Annotated in this window: 20 protein-coding genes and 1 tRNA gene; 14 read left to right on the forward strand and 7 right to left on the reverse strand. The window is 64.0% G+C overall.

The features are described from left to right. The first annotated feature begins 2 nt into the window (after positions 1-2). The 6 genes from DSC91_RS38025 to DSC91_RS15965 all read left to right on the forward strand — a co-directional run bounded on the left by DSC91_RS38025 (position 3) and on the right by DSC91_RS15965 (position 4,528). Entirely contained in the window at positions 3-338 is a 336-nt protein-coding gene (locus DSC91_RS38025) for a DUF6566 family protein (protein WP_208645762.1), read from the forward strand. Between the two features lie 50 nt (positions 339-388). Further along, positions 389-952, forward strand: a complete 564-nt coding sequence (locus tag DSC91_RS15945; protein WP_064269506.1) for an Hsp20/alpha crystallin family protein — start codon at positions 389-391, stop codon at positions 950-952. Positions 953-1,001: 49 nt separating this feature from the next. Next, positions 1,002-1,074, forward strand: a tRNA-Lys gene (locus DSC91_RS15950). Between the two features lie 261 nt (positions 1,075-1,335). After that, positions 1,336-3,027 (forward strand): phage integrase family protein, encoded by a 1,692-nt coding sequence (locus DSC91_RS15955; protein WP_162831289.1) that lies wholly within the window; start codon positions 1,336-1,338, stop codon positions 3,025-3,027. Between the two features lie 59 nt (positions 3,028-3,086). Beyond that, positions 3,087-3,527 (forward strand): hypothetical protein, encoded by a 441-nt coding sequence (locus DSC91_RS38235; protein WP_229758415.1) that lies wholly within the window; start codon positions 3,087-3,089, stop codon positions 3,525-3,527. Positions 3,528-3,610: 83 nt separating this feature from the next. Further along, on the forward strand, positions 3,611-4,528 hold the full coding sequence (locus tag DSC91_RS15965) for an MFS transporter (RefSeq protein ID WP_229758394.1): 918 nt from the start codon (positions 3,611-3,613) through the stop codon (positions 4,526-4,528). A 65-nt stretch (positions 4,529-4,593) separates the two neighbouring features. Here DSC91_RS15965 and DSC91_RS15970 read toward each other — a convergent pair whose 3' ends face one another. Then, positions 4,594-5,562: a LysR family transcriptional regulator gene (locus DSC91_RS15970; protein WP_115779870.1), complete on the reverse strand. Its 969-nt coding sequence runs from the start codon at positions 5,560-5,562 to the stop codon at positions 4,594-4,596. A gap of 101 nt (positions 5,563-5,663) precedes the next feature. Here DSC91_RS15970 and DSC91_RS15975 point away from each other — a divergent pair, with 101 nt between their 5' ends. The 6 genes from DSC91_RS15975 (at position 5,664) to DSC91_RS16000 (ending at position 12,043) form a co-directional block, all read left to right on the forward strand. Continuing rightward, complete coding sequence (locus tag DSC91_RS15975; RefSeq protein WP_115779871.1) at positions 5,664-6,740, forward strand: ABC transporter ATP-binding protein; 1,077 nt, start codon at positions 5,664-5,666, stop codon at positions 6,738-6,740. 90 nt (positions 6,741-6,830) lie between these two features. Beyond that, positions 6,831-7,544 carry an HAD-IA family hydrolase gene (locus tag DSC91_RS15980; protein WP_115779872.1) on the forward strand — a complete coding sequence of 238 codons (714 nt, stop codon included), beginning with the start codon at positions 6,831-6,833 and terminating at the stop codon, positions 7,542-7,544. Positions 7,545-7,548: 4 nt separating this feature from the next. Next, positions 7,549-8,886, forward strand: a complete 1,338-nt coding sequence (locus DSC91_RS15985; RefSeq protein WP_115779873.1) for an NAD(P)/FAD-dependent oxidoreductase — start codon at positions 7,549-7,551, stop codon at positions 8,884-8,886. Continuing rightward, entirely contained in the window at positions 8,883-9,791 is a 909-nt protein-coding gene (locus DSC91_RS15990; RefSeq protein WP_115779874.1) for an ABC transporter permease, read from the forward strand. Before DSC91_RS15985 ends, DSC91_RS15990 begins: the two co-directional genes overlap by 4 nt. Beyond that, entirely contained in the window at positions 9,788-10,594 is an 807-nt protein-coding gene (locus DSC91_RS15995) for an ABC transporter permease (protein ID WP_115779875.1), read from the forward strand. Before DSC91_RS15990 ends, DSC91_RS15995 begins: the two co-directional genes overlap by 4 nt. A 21-nt stretch (positions 10,595-10,615) precedes the next feature. After that, on the forward strand, positions 10,616-12,043 hold the full coding sequence (locus DSC91_RS16000; protein WP_115779876.1) for an aldehyde dehydrogenase family protein: 1,428 nt from the start codon (positions 10,616-10,618) through the stop codon (positions 12,041-12,043). A 98-nt stretch (positions 12,044-12,141) separates the two neighbouring features. On the opposite strand, the gene DSC91_RS16005 is transcribed toward DSC91_RS16000, so the two are convergent. After that, positions 12,142-13,824, reverse strand: a complete 1,683-nt coding sequence (locus DSC91_RS16005; protein WP_115779877.1) for a GMC family oxidoreductase — start codon at positions 13,822-13,824, stop codon at positions 12,142-12,144. 86 nt (positions 13,825-13,910) lie between these two features. Beyond that, the gene (locus DSC91_RS16010; protein ID WP_115779878.1) at positions 13,911-14,969 is read right to left on the reverse strand and encodes an ABC transporter substrate-binding protein; all 1,059 of its coding nucleotides are present in this window, start codon (positions 14,967-14,969) and stop codon (positions 13,911-13,913) included. Between the two features lie 361 nt (positions 14,970-15,330). Here DSC91_RS16010 and DSC91_RS16015 point away from each other — a divergent pair, with 361 nt between their 5' ends. Both DSC91_RS16015 and DSC91_RS16020 read left to right on the forward strand, forming a co-directional pair. Continuing rightward, a complete protein-coding gene (locus tag DSC91_RS16015) occupies positions 15,331-16,104 on the forward strand; it encodes a sulfite exporter TauE/SafE family protein (protein WP_162831427.1) in 774 nt (257 codons plus the stop codon). 44 nt (positions 16,105-16,148) lie between these two features. Beyond that, positions 16,149-16,922, forward strand: a complete 774-nt coding sequence (locus tag DSC91_RS16020; RefSeq protein ID WP_115779880.1) for a transporter substrate-binding domain-containing protein — start codon at positions 16,149-16,151, stop codon at positions 16,920-16,922. A 40-nt stretch (positions 16,923-16,962) separates the two neighbouring features. On the opposite strand, the gene DSC91_RS16025 is transcribed toward DSC91_RS16020, so the two are convergent. The 4 genes from DSC91_RS16025 to DSC91_RS16040 form a co-directional block, all read right to left on the reverse strand. Then, positions 16,963-18,300, reverse strand: coding sequence for an NAD(P)/FAD-dependent oxidoreductase (locus DSC91_RS16025; protein ID WP_115779881.1), 1,338 nt, complete (start codon positions 18,298-18,300; stop codon positions 16,963-16,965). 26 nt (positions 18,301-18,326) lie between these two features. Beyond that, positions 18,327-19,133, reverse strand: coding sequence for an amino acid ABC transporter permease (locus tag DSC91_RS16030; RefSeq protein ID WP_115779882.1), 807 nt, complete (start codon positions 19,131-19,133; stop codon positions 18,327-18,329). A 76-nt stretch (positions 19,134-19,209) separates the two neighbouring features. Beyond that, the gene (locus DSC91_RS16035; protein WP_229758395.1) at positions 19,210-20,028 is read right to left on the reverse strand and encodes a substrate-binding periplasmic protein; all 819 of its coding nucleotides are present in this window, start codon (positions 20,026-20,028) and stop codon (positions 19,210-19,212) included. 40 nt (positions 20,029-20,068) lie between these two features. Further along, positions 20,069-21,391 carry an NAD(P)/FAD-dependent oxidoreductase gene (locus DSC91_RS16040; RefSeq protein ID WP_115779883.1) on the reverse strand — a complete coding sequence of 441 codons (1,323 nt, stop codon included), beginning with the start codon at positions 21,389-21,391 and terminating at the stop codon, positions 20,069-20,071. Between the last annotated feature and the right edge of the window lie 29 nt (positions 21,392-21,420).

Genomic DNA, 21,420 nt, shown 5'->3' on the forward strand with positions numbered 1-21,420 from the left:
GCATGGGCGGCAGCGCGTGCGCTGCCGCCGCCACGAACCAGAAACAGGGGGCGCCGGTGTCTGATGTCACGCAGGAGTCCTGGAAAGGACATGCGATCCGCATCCGCACGATTCCCGTGCGACAGATCCTGACACGCATGTCCGCACCGGACGGCTATATCGCGATCGTCCGGATCGACCGGAACGACGAGGTGTTAGCCGACTGGCATCTGCCGCGCTTCAGCGAACGCTGGACGAGCGCGGCCGAAGCGCAGCGCGATGCGGTCGAGTACGCGGTGAAACTGATCGATCGCGGGGTGCCTGGAGCAATCGAAGCTCAGGGCGCGCTCGCTACCTGATGCGCTGGCCGTCACGCTCAAAACAGATTGAAGCTGAATCGGAGGACGCTATGAATACCGATCTGAAAAAGTGGAACCCCTTCAAGTTCCTTCGCGGAGCTGCCCGCAAGTCCGATGCAGAAGGCCCGGAAAGCCCACCGACAAGCGAACAGTGGCGAGCCTCGTGGCCTGACATTCCGCGACTGTTCTCACGCGAACCGTGGCGTGCGGTGGAGGAGTTCTTTCATGACCCGTTTGCAGGCCGTGGCGCGCTCGAACGATGGTTTGGCGACTTCAGTTCATCGCGCTTCCAGCCGCGCATCGATGTCGTCGATGAAGGGCAGGTGCTGCGCGTGACCGCCGAACTGCCCGGAATGGAGCGCGAAGACCTGAATGTGAGCGTCGAGGACGGGGCGATCGTGCTGCGCGGCGAGAAAAAGCAGGATGTGCGCAGCGAGGAAAACGGCTGCTACCGGCTGGAGCGCGCCCATGGAAGCTTCATGCGCACGATCCCGATGCCGGAAAACGCCGACCCCAATCATGCCTTGGCAAAGTTTGACAACGGTGTACTCACGTTGACCGTGCCAAAATCCGAGCCGGCGCGATCCGCGAGTCGCACGATCGATATCGGCTAGGGCAGGCACGCAAGAAGTGCCATGATGGCGGGCGGATATCGGGCGAGCCGGGCCGTTAGCTCAGCTGGTAGAGCAGCGGACTTTTAATCCGTTGGTCACTGGTTCGACTCCAGTACGGCCCACATCCAACTGCATATGCCGACGCCACTCGACAAATGTACTCCGAGCCTCTGATTGGCTGCGGGGATCGGCTAGAAGCATGCCGTCACCGATATACAGCGCCGCAAGGGCTTGTCAGGAAGGGCCACGCCCGCGCCCGGCGTGCTGTTTTCGTGGGCCGACCGCGTGACGGCAAGCGAACGAAACGGGTAAGCTTCCAGTCGATTCTGGACAGATAACCGCTATTATCAGTCCATAGTCGAATTTGATCTAAACTGCTGATCATGAAAACGCGCGAGACCCTTCCCGTCGACGACAACGGGCCCGACTTCCCGGGCGAAGCCGAACTCGCCACACTGCGCGGCTGGTACGCCGGCCTGGACGCGCGGACCGCCGTTGCCCGCTATCTGGGCGACCGCCGGGCGGTCGGAGCGTCGTCGCGTGGCATGCTCGGCCGGATTCGCCGGCAGCTCATCGCGTACGCACAGGCCCGCCACCGCGCAGACCTGGCGGCCGCGTTCGTCGATTACCCGACGCGTGCGGCGGCCGACGGCGTGGCCCGCGCGATCGAGGTTCTCCGCAATCTACCGGCGCCCGCGCCACTGATCACCGACGCGGTCGACCTGTGGCTGCCGCCGCGCATTGTCGAGGCGCTGCATGCACATGGGCTTCGGACGCTGGCCGACCTGACCGTGCGGATTCCGCGGCGGCGTCGCTGGTGGTCCGCGATCGCCGGACTCGGCGTCGCCAGCGCTCGCCGCATCGAGGCGTTCTTCGCCGCCCATCCGTCCCTGACCGAACGCGCACGGGCATTGATCGTCGCAGCACCGTCCGGCGGCATCATGCCGTGGGAACAGCTGCGCGTGCCGCATGAGGTCGACGGTTCGCGCGGCCAGTTCCGCGCGCCGCGAACCGCCTGCCTGCTGAATGCGCCCAACGACTACGAGGCGATCCAGTCCTGGCTGTCGCTGCACGAGTCGACCGCCACGCAGCGCGCGTACCGAAAAGAGGCCGAACGCCTAGTCCTGTGGGCGATCGTCGAGCGCGGCCGCGCGCTGTCGTCGTTGACGACCGACGACGCGATCGCCTATCGCGGTTTCCTGCGGCGGCCGACGCCACGCGAGCGCTGGGTCGGACCATCACGGCCGCGGCACAGTATCGAATGGCGGCCGTTCACCGGTCCGCTGTCCGCCCGCTCGGCAGCGTACGCGCTAAACGTGCTGTCGGCGTTGTTTCGCTGGCTGGTCGAGCAGCACTACGTGCTCGCGAATCCGTTCGCCGGCGTCAAGATCAAGAGCCACGCGCAGCGTGCGGGACTGGACGTGTCCCGGGGATTCACCGAGGGCGAGTGGTTGTTGATCCGCGCACTCGCCGACGGCCTCGAATGGTCGTACAGCTGGAGCGTGCCGGCCGCGCAGCGCCTCCGCTTCCTGCTGGACTTCGGCTACGCGACCGGCTTGCGCGCGAGCGAACTGGTCGGCGCGACGCTCGGCCACATCCGCCGCGACGAGCACGGCGATCACTGGCTGCACGTACTCGGCAAAGGTGGCAAGCTCGGCAAGGTGACCCTGCCGTCGCTCGCTCGGACCGCGCTGGATCAGTATCTCGTGCAGCGCGGGCTGCCGGTCACGCCGACACGCTGGAGCCCGGCGACGCCGCTCGTCGCGAGCCTTGAGGAAGATGGCGCGGGCATCGAACCCAGACGGCTCTGGCGCGTGCTGCGACGGTTCTTCGTGCTGGTGGCCGATGCAATCCAGGATGATCGGCCGGCGATCGCCGAAAAGCTGCGCCGCGCGAGCCCGCACTGGATGCGCCACACGCATGCGTCGCACGCGCTGGCCCGAGGCGCCGAATTGATCATGGTGCGCGATAATCTGCGCCATTCGTCGATCTCGACAACGTCGACCTATCTGCATAGCGACGAAGTACAGCGAGCACGGCAGTTCGATCAGGCATTCGGGGTGCGTAAGACCTGAAGCATAAGCGCACCGACCGTGAACCGGCCAAATGAGACAGGCTTGGGAACGAACGAAAAATGGGCTACGCGATTCGAACGTTTCTGATCACGCCGGACGACGGCATCCGAAAGATCGGAGTGACGCGTTACTGGAACATGCTCGGTGCTCCGGACAGTCATCGCCTGCCGGAGTTTGCAGATCAGCGTGTACACCTCGCAAACCTGACCATTGAACTGGTGGACCGCAAGCCCGTGCAAGTAATCAATCGAGATTTTGTGATTGTCACTTTTGATGCGCAGGGCCGTCTCAATGTCGATCAGATCAAGCAGCGCGGTAGCTCGCTGTTTGAAGTCTTCATGGCATCCAACCTGGGCCGTAACGACAAGGAGGGCACTGCGAAGGTTGTCGATGCGACGGCCCGCTTTACCGTACAAGGCAGTCGATGGACGCCAATACCCGCCTTGATCCAGGCCCTTGACGAGGCAGCACTGGGATTGCGACGGTGTCCTGGCATTTAGGCGGCCAGGCAATTATGGCGATCTAAATATAAGCCGACCGCATTTCATAACTTCAAGGCTTATGATAGAAAATTGCGCTTACCTTGTTCATCCCCCTGATAGCGCGCCTCGTGCAGGGCTTTGCGCAAGGCGGCGAGTTTGGCGCAGCCACCGCGACGCTGCTGGAAACCGGCTCCGCAAAAGCGCGTGGCTTTCGCGCCAGCTGGCAACTGGCGAGCCAGGGCGCGGCCGCGCTGCTCGGCTCGGGCATGGCTGCGCTGCTCAACTATCACTTGAGCGGCCCGGAGCTGCTCGATTGGGGATGGCGTGTTCCGTTTCTGGCCGGCACGCTGATCATGCCCGTGGGCGTGTATCTGCGCCGGCATATCGTGGACGACGAGCCCGTCAGAACGGAGCACTCGCGTTTCGAACCGGCCCTCGTGCGCAAATGGTTCTTGACCGTCTTCGCGATCATGGGCATGACGGTCGCGACCTACGTGCTGATGTACTACATCCCGACTTACTCGATTCAGTACCTGAAGATGCCGCCCAAGCTCTCGATGCTGGTCTCGATCGGCGCCGCCTGCGTCTCGCTGATCATGTGCCCGATCTGGGGCGCGCTGTCGGACCGCATGGGCCGTAGAAAGCCGCTGACCGTCTTCGGACGCGTGGTGCTGATCGCGCTGCTGTACCCCGCGTTCTGGCTGATGAACCAGTTTCCGACGCTGCCCGTCGTCATCGGCCTGATTATTCTTTTGATGTTCTTCTACACGATGGGGTCGGCGCCCGCCTATGCGCTCATGCCGGAGAACTTTCCGAAGCACGTGCGCGCAGGCTATCTGGCAAGCGCGTATGCCGTGGCGGTGTCGGTGTTCGGCGGCACGGCGCAGCTCGTCGTCGCGTGGCTCATCAAGGCGACGGGCAATACGATGGCGCCGGCGTGGTACATGATCGCGTGCGTCGTCATTTCGCTCGGGGCGGTGTCGATGCTGGAAGAAACCGGGGGGCGCGATCTGGCCTGATTGCGGCTTGATTGTGTTGGGGAGGCCGGCTGGCGTCTGAACCGTCGCGCCTCATCCTGCGCCGTTCAGATCACGAGACCCGCCTCCGCCAGCGAACGCCGCAACCCCAGCTCCGGATAATTCCGATCGACCGCGGACACGTCGGCGCGGGTCTCCGCAATGATCCAGTCGCGCACGTCCGCGGCAACCGGCCGCAACGGCCGATTCTCCGGCCACACCAGACAGCAGCGCCGGTTCGTTACGATCAGTTCCTCCTCGGCCGGTAGCAGCGCGCCCTCGAGGAGCCAATGCGACACCACGTTGAGCCAGCCGAGCGCGACGCCTTGCCCGAGCAGCGCCGCCTGCACGACGATAGCGTAGTCGTTGAAGCTCAGCATGCTCGCGGCGTGCCGCCCATGCGCCGCAAACGCGGCGAAGCGCTCATGCCAGCCGCGCTCGCCGTCGTCCATCACGATCACCGTATCGCCGTGCGCGCGGCCCGTTTCGGTCGAGACCGTCTCGTGATAGCGCCGGTTGCACACCGGCAGCAACGTCTCCGGCATCACCAGCACGCTGTTCTCGCCGATCTCGTCTTCGCGCATGAAGCGCATGCCGAGATCGACATCGACGAGCGGTCCGCCAATGCGCCCTGAGATCAGCTGAAACCTTAAATCGACATTCGGAAACGCCTGGTTCAGCCGGCTCATGCGCGGCATCAGCCAGTGCGTGGTGAACGCGGTGGACACCGACAGCGACACCGACTCGACCCCCGTCGCGCGCGCCTCGATCTCGCGTATTGCGCCTTCTATGCCATTGAAGCCTTCGGATATTTTCCGGTAAAGGATCCGGCCGTTCTCAGTCAGCTCGATCCCACCGCGCACGCGCTCGAAAAGACGCACGCCGAGATGATCTTCCATGCGCGAGAGCATGCGGCTCACCGCAGGCTGGCTGACATAGAGCTCCTGCGCCGCACGCGTGAAGTTGCCGCAACGCGCAGCAGCTTCGAACACGAACAGCGCATTGGCGCTCGGCAGTTTTTTGCGAAGGTTAGGCATGACCTGATGTTATGCCTTATCCAACAATTTGGGAATTGCCGTCATTAATGACGCGGCCTATATTTTCCCTGACGCAGGCCTCTACAGCGAGACAGGACGCAATGGACGCACGAGCGAAGACAGGTGTTTCGATCCGATCGGCAGCAAAACGTTATGGCCCGGTAGTGGCGCTCGACGACGTGTCGCTCGATATCGCGCCGGGCGAATTCGTCTCGCTGCTCGGTCCGTCGGGGTCGGGCAAGACCACCCTGCTCGGCATCCTCGGCGGCTTCGTGCAGCCGAGTTCAGGTGCGGTCTGGGTCGGCGAGCGCGACATTACATTTGCGCCGCCGCACAAACGGGACATCGGCATCGTCTTTCAGAACTACGCGCTCTTTCCGCACATGAGCGTGGGCGAGAACGTCGCGTTTCCGCTGCGCGCGCGGCGTCTGCCGAAAGCAACGTGGGCGAAGAAGGTCGCCGATGCGCTGGCGATGGTCGAACTCTCGGGCTACGAGAGCCGCGGCATCGGCCAATTGTCGGGCGGCCAGCGCCAGCGCGTGGCGCTCGCCCGCGCAATGGTCTTCGAGCCGCAACTGATCCTGATGGACGAGCCGCTCTCCGCGCTCGACAAGCAACTGCGCGAGACCATGCAGATCGAGCTGCGGCGGCTGCATCGCAAGCTCGGCGCGACGATCGTCTATGTGACCCACGATCAGCGCGAGGCGCTCACCATGAGCGACCGCGTGGCCGTGTTGAAGAACGGCCGGCTCGTGCAGATCGACACCCCCGAGCGCCTCTACGACCGGCCTTGCGACGCGTTCGTGGCGAGCTTCATCGGCGAGGCGACGCTGCTCGCCGTGACGCGCGCCGGCGACGACGCCGTGCGTCTCGGCGATACGGTTCTGCGCACCGCGCATCCGCTGCCGCGCGGCGACAAGCTGCTGCTCGCGGTGCAGACCGAGAAGCTCGTGATCGACGGCGGCGATCGGCACGAGGGCGTGAATCGTCTGTCGTGCCGCGTCACCGAGGTGCTCTATCAGGGCGAAAGCCTGCGCGTGTTCGCAACGCTCGCCGACGGCACCGCCATCAGCCTCAGGCAGCCCGGCGGCCACGACGCGCGCCGGCGCATTCCCGAGCCGGGCGCGCCCATGAGCGTCGTTCTCGATCCGCAGGACACGATCGTCGTGCCCGCCTGATTCCCCTCATTTTTTATCCGCCCATGCCTGGGGTATTTCCTCTCCCGCTTTCACAGCAAACTTCACAGCACACTGCAAAAGGATGATTTCATGAAGCTCACCGATTTCAAGGTCCTGACGTTCGACGTCGTCGGCACACTCATCGACTTCGAGCGCGGCGTGCTCGCCTCCGTGCGGCGCCTCGGCGGCCCGGCGGCGAAGGACCTGACCGACGACCAGATCTTCGAACCGTACATGCGCGGCCGCGCGACCCATCCGGGCCGCTCGAGCCATGAGATGGCCAACGTCTACCTGTCGCTGGCGAAGGAACTCGGTCTGCCCGACGACGCGCAATCGGCCGCCGCCTTCCAGCGCGACGTGCTCGAATGGCCCGCATTCGCCGACTCGGTCGCCGCGCTCAAGCGTCTGCGCAAACACTTCCGTCTGGTCGCGATGACGAATGCGGACCGCGTCGCGCTGTCGGCCTATGCTCACACGCTCGGCGATCCGTTCGACGACACGGTCTGCTGCGACGAAACCGGCGTCGCCAAACCCGATCCGCAATTCTTCGCCTACAACCGCGGCCGTCAGGCGGCATTCGGCTACAAGTTCGGCGAGATCCTGCACACCGCGCAAAGCCAGTACCACGACATCGGCGTCGCCACGCAACTCGGCTATGCAACGTGCTGGATCGAGCGCCGCCAGGGCAAGCGAGGCTTCGGCGCGACGCCGGTGCCCGAGGCCGTGACGACGCCGACGTTCACGTTCCCGACGCTCGCCGCCCTCGCGGATGCGGTCGAAGCCGAAGTGCGTCTCGCCGCCTAAGCCGATGCTCGCGCCGACGGCACGCCCCTCGCCCCTGCCCGACTCGCTCTGGCAAGCGCTTGCTGCCGCCTCGCCCGATGCGGGTGCGGCAGTGACTTCCGGCGCGCCGCTCGCGCGCGATCTCGACGTCGAAGTCGCGGTGATCGGCGCGGGCTACTCGGGTCTCGCCGCGGCTTACGCGCTGCAAAAACGCGGTGTCGGTTGCGCCTTGCTCGACGCGAACGTGGTCGGCTGGGGCGCGAGCGGGCGCAATGGCGGCGTGGTTTCGTCGAAATTCAGGTTGTCGTTCCCCACGATCGACCAGCTGCACGGCCTCGATACCGCGAAGCGCATGCACCGGCTCGCGCATGAAGGCGTGCGGGTCGTCGAATCGCTGGTCGACGAGTTCGGGCTCACGCGAGCCCGCTTCGAGCATACGGGCAGCCTGCGCTGCGCGCATACCGAGCGCGCGCTCGCGGCAATCTGCGCCGAAGCCGACTGGGTGCGCACGAGGCTCGGCGATACCTCGATGACCGTGCAATCGCGCGCCGAAGTCGAGCGCGAGACGGGCTCGAAGGGTTTTGTCGGCGGTGTGCTGAGCGCGGATGCGGGCACGATCCTGCCGCTCGAATACGTGCGTGGCCTCGCCCGCGGCCTGACACTGCGCGGCGTGCCGATTCACGAATCGACGCCGGTCCTGCAGATGCACCGCGCGCCCGGCGATACGCACGCGACGTTGCGCACGCCAGGCGGCACGGTGCGCGCGAAGCAGGTCGTCGTCGCGACCAATGCCTACTCGGACCTCACGCCGGCCACCTCGCCCTATCAGCGCGAACTCGTGCCGTTCCGCAGCGCAATGATCGCCACCGAACGCCTGCCCGCCGAGCTCGACGCGCGCCTGATGGTCGAGCGTCGCAGCTACACCGAAACGCGGCGCATGATGAAGTGGTTCCGCAAGGTGGATGGCCGCATGGTGTTCGGCGGACGCGACGCGTTCGGCAAGGAAGGACAGATGACCGGCTTCGATGCGCTGCAGCGGGCGATGGTCGCGCTCTTTCCCGATCTCGCGGGCGTGCGCGTGGCGTATCGCTGGTCGGGCTATGTCGGCATGACGTTCAATTCGCTGCCGCACGTCGGGCGCAGCGACGATGCCACGACCTTTTGTCTGGGGTATAACGGAGCAGGTGTCGCGATGGCCAGTCTGCTCGGACAGCATGCCGCCGCGCTCGCCCTCGGCGAGACGCCCGAGCTTTCGCTGCTCGGCGCACCGGGTCTGCGGCCTGTGCCTTTTCATACGCTGCGCGCGCCGGGTGTGAGGTTCGTCGCCGCGTGGTATCAGTTTCTCGACGCCGTAGGTGCATGATGACGACCGCCAAACGGTTGCTCCAGGGATCCACATTGATGCAGGCCATCGGGTCCGATCCGGCCGCGCGCTACCAGCGGCGTGAAGATCGCACGATGCTTCTGCTGCTGGCGCCGGCGCTCCTCGTAATTGTCGTGCTGCTCGTCGTGCCGCTCGCGTGGCTGTCGTGGCAATCGATCTGGCACGACGGCTTCACTTTCGAGAACTATCGGCGGATGTTCACGGGCGCCTACCTCGACACCTTCCTGCTCACGTTCAGGCTGAGTATTGTCGTGACCGTGATCACGCTGCTGCTCGGCTACCCGGTAGCCTACTTCGCGGCCTCGCTGCCCCCGAAGCTGAGCGCGCTTGTCCTCGGCATGGTCATCCTGCCGTTCTGGACGAGCGTGCTCGTGCGCACTTACGCGTGGCTCGTGCTGCTGCAGCGCACCGGCCTCGTCAACAAGGCCTTGATCGCCTCGGGCCTGATCGACCGGCCGGTGCAGCTCGCCTATAACCAGTTCGGCACGGTCATCGCGATGGTTCATATCCTGCTGCCGTTCATGGTGTTGCCGCTCTATTCCGCCATGCAGAAGATCCCGCCGAGTCTCTCGCAGGCGGGCGCGAGTCTGGGCGGCTCGCCGCTGCATGTGTTCATACGCGTGTTCCTGCCACTCTCGATGAGCGGCGTGTTCGCCGGCGTTACCCTCGTGTTCGTGCTGTGCCTCGGCTTCTACATCACGCCCGAGTTGATGGGCGGCGGCAAGTCGATCATGGTGTCGATGGTGGTGAGCCGCAACGTGGAGATCTATAACAGCTGGGGCGCGGCGAGCGCGGTGAGCGTCGTGCTGCTGATCTGCGTGTTCGCGATCTTCTACGCCGCGAGCCGCGTGGTGCCACTCGAAAAGACCCTGGGCGCGAAATGACAAAACCCTCGGCAAAGCTCTCGTTCGGACGGATCGTCCTCGGCGCGGCGGTCGTGTCGATTCTCCTGTTCCTCATGGTGCCGGTGCTGATCGTCGTGCCGCTGTCGTTCTCCGACACGCGCTTCATGACGTTCCCCCCGCCCGCCTATTCGCTGCGCTGGTATCACTCGTTCTTCGACAACCCCGCGTGGATCGACGCCGCGCGCACCACGCTGATCGCCTCGACCTGTGCCGCGCTGCTCGCCACGCCGCTGGGCGTGTGCGCCGCCTACGCGATCCAGAACGGCACGCACTGGATCATGCGCTATCTGCGCACACTGCTGATGCTGCCGTTGATGGTGCCGATCATCATCGTCGCGGTGGGGGTGTTTTTCGTCTATTCGCAGGCCGGCTATGTGAATACGCTCGGTGGTCTGATTCTCGCGGATACGATGCTAGGGCTGCCGTATGTGCTGATCTCGGTCGGCGCCGATCTTCGCACTTTCGACCGCACCCAGGAGATGGTCGCCCGCAGCCTCGGCATGAATCGCTTTCGCAGCTTCATGACGGTGACGCTGCCACAGATCAAGGCGAGCGTGATCTCCGGCGCCGTGTTCGTGTTCATTCAGGCGCTCGACGAAACGGTGGTCGCACTCTTCGTGTCGGGCGGCTCGAACCAGACGCTGACGCGCCGCATGTTCGTCACGTTGCGTGACGAGATCGATCCGACTATCGCCGCGATCAGTACAATGCTTACCGCGCTGACGCTGTGCCTCGTCATGATCGTCGTGGTGAGCCGGCGCTCCGGCGCGGCGCGAGCCTGAACTTCACCTACTCCCTCTCACATGATCAATGCACTGAAGTTCTATATCGATGGCGCGTGGGTCGAGCCGTCGAGCACGGCACGCCTGCCCGTCATCGATCCCTGCACCGAAGAACCGTTCGCCGAAGTGGCAATGGGCACGCCGGCCGATATCGATCGCGCGGTCGCTGCGGCAAAACGCGCGTTCCCGTCGTTCTCGCAGACCTCGCCCGCCGAGCGCCTCGCACTGATCCGCCGCATTCTTGAAGTCTTTCTCGAACGGCATGATGAGATGGGCGACACGATCTCGCGTGAGCTGGGCGCGCCGCGCGCCATGGCGCATGCGTGGCAGGCGGGAATCGGGCGCTGGCATCTCGACGAACTGATCCGCACCTGCGAAACATTCGAATGGCAGCGCAAAAAAGGCACTACGCTCGTCAATCACGAACCGGTGGGCGTCGTCGCGCTGATCACACCGTGGAACTGGCCGATCAATCAGATCGTCTGCAAGGCCGCGCCCGCCATCATGGCCGGCTGCACGATGGTGCTCAAGCCTAGCGAAGTCACACCGCTCAACGCGCTGCTGTTCGCTGAGATTCTGGACGCGGCCGGTGTGCCGCCGGGCGTCTTCAATCTCGTGAACGGCGATGGGCCGACGGCCGGCGCGGCGCTCGCGGCGCATCCCGATGTCGACATGGTGTCGTTCACCGGTTCGACACGCGCGGGCATCGAGATCGCGAAGCTCGCGGCGCCGACCGTCAAGCGCGTGCATCAGGAACTGGGTGGCAAGTCGGCCAACATCCTGCTGGACGACGTCGATTTTGAAGCGGCCGTGACGGCGGGCGTCAACGCGTGCTTCAACAACAGCGGCCAGTCGTGCAATGCGCCGACGCGCATGCTCGTGCCCGCGGCGCGCCATGACGAAGCGGTGGCGGTCGCGCGGCGAGCGGCGGAAGCACATCGCGTCGGCCCCGCCAATCACGAGCGCACGACCATGGGTCCGGTTGTCAGCAGCGTGCAGTTCGAGCGCGTGGAGCGGCTGATCGCGATCGGCATCGACGAGGGTGCGCAGGTGGTGACCGGTGGCCTCGGTCGTCCGCAAGGTCTGGAACGCGGCTATTACGTGCAACCTACGGTGTTCGCAAACGTGCGTCCTTCGATGACGATCGCTCGCGAAGAGATCTTCGGACCCGTGCTGGCGATCATGCCGTATCGCGACGAAGAAGACGCAATCGCGATTGCGAACGACAGTCCCTTCGGCCTCGCGGCCTATGTGCAATCCGCCGATCACGAACGCGCGCGGCGTGTGGCGTTCAGGTTGCGGGCGGGCAGCGTGTACCTGAACTACCCGTCATGGGACGCGGGCTCGCCTTTCGGCGGCTACAAGCAGTCAGGCAACGGACGTGAATACGCCGAGTGGGGGCTCGAAGCGTTTCTCGAAGTGAAAGGCATCGTGGGCTACGGAGACTGAGGCGACTCAGGGCAACTGCACTCAGTGCGACTGGGCGCTCCGCCGCTTGCCGGACTGGCGTGAGACCACAGCGTGACTATTTCAGCCCGGCACGGCATTCAGACTCGGCCACGCAGCATATCCGCGATGCGCTCCGCGATCATGATGGTGGGCACGTTCGTGTTGGCGCACGGTATCGACGGCATCAGCGACGCATCGCATACATAGAGTCCGCTGACACCGTACACGGCGCCACGCGCATCGCAGACAGCGAGCGGATCGTCCGCGACGCCCATCCGGCAGGTTCCCGACGGATGCCAGGTGCCGCCCACCGAGCGCGAGACGAACTTCGTCAAGGCACGATCGTCGGCAAGCAGGTCTTTCAGCGTCACGCCCTGAGTGACCACGCGCCGCACGAGCCACGCGCGAAACGGCCCCGCGACGTCCAGCAGCGCGCTCAGCACGCCGCGTTGCAACGCATTCCACGCACCCGGCACGGCCACACTCGCGACGCGCGGCGAATAACTCGAAGGCAGCAGCGTCGCGCAATGCTTCGCCATTATCGGATCGGCCAGCGTTTCGGCGCCGAAGCGCAACGCCCGTTTCAGGCGTTCGAGATCGCGCGCATCGGACAGCATGTTGAAATCGACAGCGGGCTCGCTTTGCGGACTCGCCGACGTCAGCGTCACACGGCCGCGCGAGTACGACTTGTTCACCCAGAAGAAGATCGTGCCGAGCCGGTAGCCGACCGAATGCCAGCCCGAACGAGACAGAATCGCACCGTGCATGTCGCCGGGCACTGTGTCGTGCATGCCTGACGAAAAGCGCACGATGGCCTGCTCGTGATGTTCGTCGGGAAACGCTGTGCGGGCACCTCGCGGCAAAACCGCGGAGACGGCGATCGACGGATGCTCCATCAGATTGCCGCCGACGCCGCCCCGGTCCACGCGCACGTCGATACCGAGCGCGACGAGCTCGGCGGCCGGTCCGATGCCGCTTCTCATCAGCAGCGCGGGACTGTGGATCGCGCCCGCGCAGACGATTACCTGCGCGGCTCGCAGTTCTTCTCCCCCACCTTCGCTGCTACTAACGATGCGCGCACCGACCGCGCGCGCGCCGTCGAACAGCACACGCTCGACGAGCATACCGGTGCGGATCTGGAGATTCGCGCGGGCGCGCACGGCGTCGTCGAGATAGCAGACCGACGTCGGGATGCGCTCACCGGCCTCGCTCACGGCGATCGATCCGATGAACGTGCCGTCCTCCCATGCGCCGTTCTGATCGTCGCGCCGCATGTGGCCGCGCGCGGCGAGCGTGTCGAGCACCGCGCGCACGAAGGGTGAGATGCGCGCCCAGTTCGTGCGCTGGATGCGAACGGGGCCGGTCTTGCCATGCAGTTCGCCGTCGAAGTCGCAATCGTCTTCGAGCTTGCGGAAGTACGGCAGGCAGGCGTTCCAGTTCCACCCGTGTGCGCCGAGTGCATGCCATTCGTCGTAGTCGGCGGGCGCGCCGCGATTCGCCATCAGCGCATTGATCGCCGAGCCGCCGCCGAGCAGGCAGGCCTGTTCATAGCGCCGTGCCGTCGCCGACGCGCTCATGCGCGCCTTCAGGCGCTTCCAGATGTTCGCCGTGTCGAGATAGGCGCGGCCGGGATACCGGCTGCGCACGGCAGCGGGCATGTCCGTCTGCGAGATATTGCGGCCCGCCTCGACGAGGTAGACGGTCTTGCCGGCCTCTTCGGATAGACGCGCGGCGAGCACGCAGCCGGCCGACCCGCCGCCGAGAATCAGATAGTCGATCACGTTCGATGATGATGCGGACGTAGAAACGTGCGGAGCGGGCGAGCAAAACGTGCGCGCGGGCCCGCGCGTCGCGAGCGGCCTGCGCTTTACTGCATGAACTTGAGCCAGCGCGCCTTTGCCTGAATGCCGGCGTCCGAGGCCCACCACTCCTCCGACATGAGCGCCTGCTTCGCCGCATTGTCCGGCGAACTCGGCAATTCGCCCGCGCGTTTCGCGTCGATCTTGCCGGTTTTAAAGGCTGCCGGATTGCCCGGGCCATAGTCGATGTACAACGGCAGGTTCGCCTGCAATTCGGGCGAGACAGCGGCGTTGACGAATTTGATCGCGTCGGCCAGGTTCGGCGCGTTCTTCAGCACGCACAACTGCGTGTTCTGAAGAATGCCATCGTTGAACGTGAAGTCGATATCGGGGTTGTCTTTACGCACGGCGCTCGCGCGGCCGTTCCAGATCATCGTCATGTCGACTTCGCCGTCGTGCAGCAATTGCGCCGACTGTCCCCCCGACGTCCACCAGACGGTCACGTCCGGCTTGATCTGTTGAAGCTTCCTGAACGCACGATCGACGTCGAGCGGATAAAGCCTGTCGCGCGGCACGCCGTCTGCGAGAAGCGCGGCTTCGAGTACGGTCTGCGGATCGTTGCGCAACGCGCGCGTGCCGGGGAATCCCTTCACGTTCCAGAAATCGGCCCAGCTCTGCGGCACTTTCTTCAACGTCTTCTTGTTGTAGCCGATGACCGTCGAATAGAACTCATAGGCGACCGAATACGGCGTGCGGTATTTCTCGGGCATCGCGGCCCCATTCGGGATCTTCGAGAAATCCAGCTTCTCCAGCAGACCTTCGTGGCCGCCGCGCAGACAGTTGGACGTCGGCGTATCCACCACGTCCCAGATCGGCTTGCCGGTTGCGGCCTGCGCCTTGATCTGCGGCCACGCGTCCGGGATGCTGTCCTGGTTCACGGTAATGTTCAGCAGTTTCGCCGCGGGGTCGAGAATCGCCTTGGTCTGCGCTTCCTGATACGTGCCGCCTTGAGAAACAAAGGTAATCTTCCCCGCCGCAAAGACAGGCGTGAGACACGCAGGCACCAGACCCGCGACACCAAGAATCAGAACCGCGGCAAGCGGGCGCAACGTTGGCTTCTTGATCACGACTTTGTCCTCGAAAGGGTTAAGCGCAAGAGATCGTGGATGTAATGCGCATTGAGCCAAATATAGTGAGTCTATTTAGTGGCGACAACGCCGCAATTGTTGTGGTGCCCATGACATCACGTTATGGCAAACGCGTCGGGGCGCGCACGGCCAGGACACACGGAACATCGTCGTCGATAGCGCATCCGGACTGCCCGCCACCACGACTTGAACCACTGTGCGTTGGTCAAAAAGCAGAAAACGCTCGCGATGCGGATGATCAAAAAGATTTCCTTTTTTTGGCGCGGCGCAAGCGCTCCGATAAGAATAAATTCCGCCTCGGGATAACCCTGACACTGAGGGCCTTCTTGCGAGGTCCCACGTGCATCCCTACGAATACCCTTTTCTCTTCCTCGCCAGCCTGTGCGGCGGCGTGATCAACGCGATCGCGGGCGGCGGCAGTTTCGTCACGCTGCCGGCACTGCTGTTCTTTAACGTACCGCCAACGGTTGCGAACGCGACCAGCGCCGTGGCCGCGTGGCCCGGCCTGATAACGGCCGCATACGGCTACCGGCATCGTCTCTTCGGCGACTCCCGCCGGCTACTGCGCTATGCGGCAGCCAGCCTCGCCGGTGGCGTGACGGGCGGCGCCCTCCTTCTCATGACACCGGCCGCGACGTTCACGCGTGCCATTCCCCTCCTGATGTTGCTGGCTACGCTGATGTTCCTGCTGGCGCCACGCGTGGTGGCCGCGGCCCGCCGGTCCACCGATGCGGCAGCGCCCTCCGGCGGACAAGCCACACGGCTTCATACGACGATCCAGTTCTTCGCGAGCCTGATGGTCGGCTACTTCAATGCGGGCAGTGGGATCATCGTCATGGCCGGCCTGAGCATGTCGGGCATGCGCGAGACGCAACTGCTGAACGGCTTCAAGAACCTGCTCGGCGCGGTGGCGGCAGGTGCGTCGATCGCCGCGCTTGCGGTGGGCGGACAGGTGGCGTGGGCTTCGGCCGCGCTGATGATGGCCGGTTCGCTGATCGGCGGCCTGTGGGGCGCGCGTGTTGCCCAGCGCATCGACGCCAACCTGCTGCGTGTGTTGATCCTCGTCTTCAGTTTTGTGATGACAGGATATTTTTTCTGGAAGTTCTGGCTGTGATAATCCGTGTGGTCTTTTCAATTGATTCTTGACGGAGTTGGATTATGAAATGTGTTGTCGCGTTGACCTTGCTGCTTGCGCAGTCTTTTGCATTTGCGCAGACGCCGGCGCCGTCTACGCTCTCACGTGTCACGCAGAGCGGCATTCTGCGGGTGTGCACGCCGGGCGATTACAAGCCGTTCAGCTTCCAGCGAGCACCGGGCGAATTCGAAGGACTCGACGTCGATCTGATGGGATCGCTGGCTACGGCCCTCAACGCGAAACCGCAATTCGTCAAGACCACCTGGGCGAACCTGCTGCCGGATTTCGTCGCCGGTAAATGCGATATCGCGGCTGGCGGCATTTCGGTTTCGCTCGAGCGGCAGAAACAGGCGTACTTCAGCACGCCGTATATGGTCAATGGCAAAACGCCGCTTACACGCTGCGAAAACGTCGCCAGATATCAGTCGATTGAGGCGATCGACCAACCGTCCGTTCGCGTGATCGCGAATCCGGGCGGCAGCAACGAGAAGTTCGCCAGGGCCAAACTGAGCCATGCCCAGTTGACTATGCACTCGGACAACCTCACGATCTTCGACGAGCTCGTCAAGGGACATGCCGATGTTTTCGTCACCGAAGCGGCGGAGGCGATCGTGCAGAGCAAGGCGCATCCCGAGTTGTGTGCCGTCAATCCGGACAAGCCGCTGCAATATGCCGAGATGGGCTACCTGCTGCCGAACGGCGACGATGTGTTCAAACACTTTGTCGACCAGTGGCTGCATCTGAGCCAGGCGAATGGCGAGTATGCGCAAATGAGCGCGAAGTGGCTCGGCAAATAATCGCCGCGCTTTGCATGGATAGCGCCGTGGAAGGACCCGCCTAGAAGCCCGCGTCGATCACGATCTTCGTTCCGTCGCTGAACCGGTTGAGGCGGAACGCGTGCGGGTCGACAAGCGGCTTGTCGTTCGTCACCAGATCCGCCATCAGCTTTCCAGCCGCCGGGCCGATACCGAATCCATGCCCCGAAAAGCCGGTGCCGATAAAAAGGCCCGGCACCGTATCGACACCGGAGATCACGGGAATCGCGTCCGGCGTCACATCCATGTATCCCGCCCAGCGCTGCGCGATTCGCGCGTGCGCCAGATGCGGGAAGACCTTGATGAATTCGCGCAAGCCGGCGTCGGTGTACTTGACGATCGGTTCGGGATCGAGCGTGCGGACCGCTTCGAACGCGGTGGGACGGTCGAGCGCCCAATGACGGGGACGGCGCAATTCGTCGAAGAAGCGAGCGCCGATGCCGATGCGCAACGAGCCCAACTGGCTCTTCAACGCTTCGACATATTTGAAGAACAGGCGAAATGAATCGGGCGTGAGATCGCTATAGGTGCGAAAGCCAAATGCGATCGTATAGCCGCCGTCGGCGCGCTTGCGAAACGCGAATTTCTTGTTGCTCGCGCTACAGGTCGGGCCGCCGTCGAGCGGCCCGGTGCGAAGCACCGAGGCTTTTACCAGCAGTTGCGGGACATCGACGGCCAGGTTGCCGCAAAACAACCGCGACCACGCACCACCCGCGACGACGACGCTGTTGCAGCGAATCGTGCCGTGCTCGGTGACGACGGCACTGACACGCCCTGCACTCGTTTCGATGCCACGGGCGGCACATGGCGTCAGAATCTTGACGCCGCGTTTGCGCAACGCATTCGCGATCGCCGGTGCGGCTTTTTGTGGTTCGGCGCGGCCGTCGCCGGGTGTGTAAAGTCCGCCTTTGAAGGCTTTCGTCGCGCCGGGCAACAGTCCGGCAACGGCACTGCCGTCTACCACGCGTGTGTCGAACGTGTCGCCCGCTACGTGGCGCGCCTTGTCGAGCCATATGTGATGACTGTCCATCACGCTGTCTTCGTCGGTCATGTAGAGGATGCCGCATTGATTGAAGCCCGTGTCGATGCCGAGCGTCGCATCCATTTTCCGCCACAGCTTCAGGCTTTCGATACTCAAGGCGAACTCGCGCATGTCGCGATGCGTGACGCGCACCCAGCCCCAATTGCGACTCGATTGCTCGCCGGCAATATGGCCTTTCTCACATAGCGCGACCTGCAATCCTTTCTCGCTCAGATAAAGGGCCGTGCTCACGCCGATAATGCCGCCGCCGATGACGACGACATCGACTTGCGCAGGCAAGGTGGTGTCGTCAGCGACCGTTTCTACTTTGGGTCCCATTGTGGCTGGTGTCCTGCCTGTGAAGACTAGTTATGTTGATCGGCGATGCCGGCCCGGACGGAGACCGTCGAACTGGCCGAAGCCTGCGCCTTGCGTTGCCGGCGTGACAATCCCCTACTGGAATTGCCGCGCGCCGGATTCGCATGACGGTTGGTCCAGCGATCGATGTGATTGATCGCATGCGTGAGCGGCACGGTCACGAGCAGATACACCGCCCCCGCGGCCACTAGCGGCGACAGGTTCGCGGTATTCACCGACGTGTTCTGGCCGATCGTAAACAGATCGCGTTGCGAAGTCAGCAGGCCGAGAAAATAGACCAGACTCGAATCCTTGACGATCGAAATGAACTGGTTCGCCAGCGCCGGCAAGATGCGCCGCACGCCTTGCGGCACGATCACGTGGCGCATGCTGCTCCAGTACGTCATGCCGAGCGCCTGACACGCAGAGAGTTGTCCGCGTCCCACGCTTTGAATGCCGGAGCGGAAAATCTCCGCGATATACGCGGACGAGATCAGCCCAAGTGCGACGATCGCAAGCGGATATGGATTGGGTCCGAAGATCGCGAGCCCCACTGGCGCGAGTCCCTGGCCGACCAGCAGAATCACGAGCGCGGCAGGCAGGCCGCGAAACACGTCGATGAACACCTGTGCGGGCAGCATCAGCCAGCGCATGTGCGACACCGTCATCAACGCGAGCATCATGCCCGCGACGATTCCCAGCACGGTTGAAAACACCGATAGCACCAGCGTGTTGACGAGGCCCGTGCACAGCAACGACGGTATCGACGAGATCAGCAGCGGCCAGTCGAGAAAGTTCTGCAAGAAAGCATTCATGGTGCGCTCCCTGTTGAGCCTCGGCGGCGGGTTCAGCGGTAGGTTCAGCCGCCGGTCCGCAGCCGGCCGGACGCAATCAGTTACCGGTCTTCATCGCGTAAGGCGGCAGACTCTCGGGCTTCGAATAACCCGGGTGGAACTGCAGGTACAGCTTCAGCCAGGTTCCGTCCGCGACCAGTTCGCCGATGGTTTTGTTCAGCGCCGCCTCAAGCCTGGCGTTGCCCTTGTGCACTGGAAAACCGGCGGGCAGATTGACGGCGGAGATGTCGAGCTTGTCCGCGATATTCATCTGTGGATACTTTCCTTGCAAGCCCTCTGCGAGCGTTTTATCCACGAAATAGCCATCGATATATTTCGAGCGCATCGCAAGGAATCCCGCATTCAGGTTCGGAAAGCGCACGATCTGCGCGCCCGGCAGGTAGCTGTCCGAATACGTGTCCTCGATGGTGCCCTGCACGACGCCGATCCGCTTGCCCTTCACCGATGACGGATCGCTTGTGATCGTGCTGTCGGGCAAGGTTGCTACGCTCAGAAGGCCCGTCAGATAGCCCTCAGAGAAATCGACCATCTTCAGGCGTTCCTTTGTGATCGAAATCGACCCGGCGGCCAGATCGATCTGCTGGTTCGCTACGCTCGGCAGCAGTCCGCTGAAGTCCTGCGCGCGGAACTCGGCGCTCAGGCCGAGCTTCGCCGCTATGGCGCGCAGCAATTCGACGTCGAAGCCCGTCATCTTGCCGTTGTCGATATACGAATACGGCTTGTTGTTCGCATCGACACCGGCGACCAGCTTGCCGGGCGTCAGCGTGCCGTTGTCGTCGGCACGGGCGTTGCCTTGCAACGCGAACGATAAAGGCACGACAACCGCAATGAGGCTGAGAAGATGGCGAAAACGCATGATGTTTGCTCCGTCGAAAGAACCTGCGGTGGGACGTCAGTCACGAAAGCGCGGCGCGCGCGCGGCCGCTCCAGAAATCGTCGAACGCATAGAGCGCCGTGCCGACCGGCACGCTCAGGCGGCTCGCCATGCCGGCCGGGCTGACCGGAAAGGCGCCCTCGCCGAATGCGCCCGCCTGCGCGTCGAGCCCGAGCATGGACCTTGCGACTCGCGAGCCCAGATAGCTCATCAGCGCGACACCGTTGCCGTTGCAGCCGAGCGCATAGTGAATGCCGTCCTGCTCGCCGATATGGGCGAGCTTGTCGCCCGTCATTGCGACGTAGCCCTTCCACGCGTGCGTGATGCGCACGTCGCGCAGTGCGGGCCACAACTCGATCATTTTCGCGTGCAGCATCCTCGCCGCTTCACGTTCGCTCACCTCGCGAATGGCGGGGCGCGAGCCGAACAGCATGCGTGTGCCGTCGGGTGACGGTCTCGTGTAGAACAGATTGCGTTTCGAATCGCTGATCATGCGCCGCCCCGGATTCAGCACGGCCATCAGTCCGGGCGGCAACGGCTCCGTCGTGATCTGGTAACTCGCAACCGGCAGCACGCGCCGCGCGAAGAACGGCAGCAGCCGTCCGGTGTAGCCGTTGGTCGCGACCAGCACATGCTTCGTGTCGATTTTGCCGCGCGTTGCATGAACCCGAAAACCCGCGCCATGGCGTTCGATTCGTTCCACGCCCGCATGCGAATGCAACGTCGCGCCGCAACGCCGCGCGAGATCGCGCAGCGCGCGATGATATTTGGCCGTATGCAAACCGCCGTATTCATCGACGAGAATCCCGCCGTAGTAGTAGTCGGAGCCGATCACCGTATGCTGCTCCGCGCGCGGCACGACGTGCACCGTCACGCCGGTCTTCTCGCGCAGGAGGTCGCCCTGACGCCGCAGACGATCGAAGTGGTGCGGCGTGAAGGCGCCGAAGAAACGGCCCGTGATCTGCAGATCGGCGTCGAGCGACTCCTCGGCGACCAGGCGCTTCAGGTAGTCGAAGCTCGCCATCGACTCGCGCATCAGCCGTGCCAGCCGCTCTGCCGATACGCCACGAATCGCATTGGTCAGCGCGAGCTTCTGTCCGCTCGACACCATGCCGCCGCTGCGCGTGCTGCCGCCCGCCCCGATCTCCGCCGCGTCGAGCACGGCGACGCTCGCGCCGAGGCGCGCCGCAACCGCTGCCGCCGACAAGCCGCAGTAGCCGCTGCCGACAATCACCAGGTCGACGCCGGACGGCAACGCGTCACGAGCCGTCTCGGGCGGCGCGGTGTCCCACCAGTACGGGGTCACGCGGAAGTCGTCGTGAAACAGCAGGGCATCGGAGCGCATCGTCTATGGCCGGTGAGAAGATGCGAACC

It is taken from the genome of Paraburkholderia caffeinilytica (genome assembly GCF_003368325.1).
Classification (GTDB): domain Bacteria; phylum Pseudomonadota; class Gammaproteobacteria; order Burkholderiales; family Burkholderiaceae; genus Paraburkholderia; species Paraburkholderia caffeinilytica.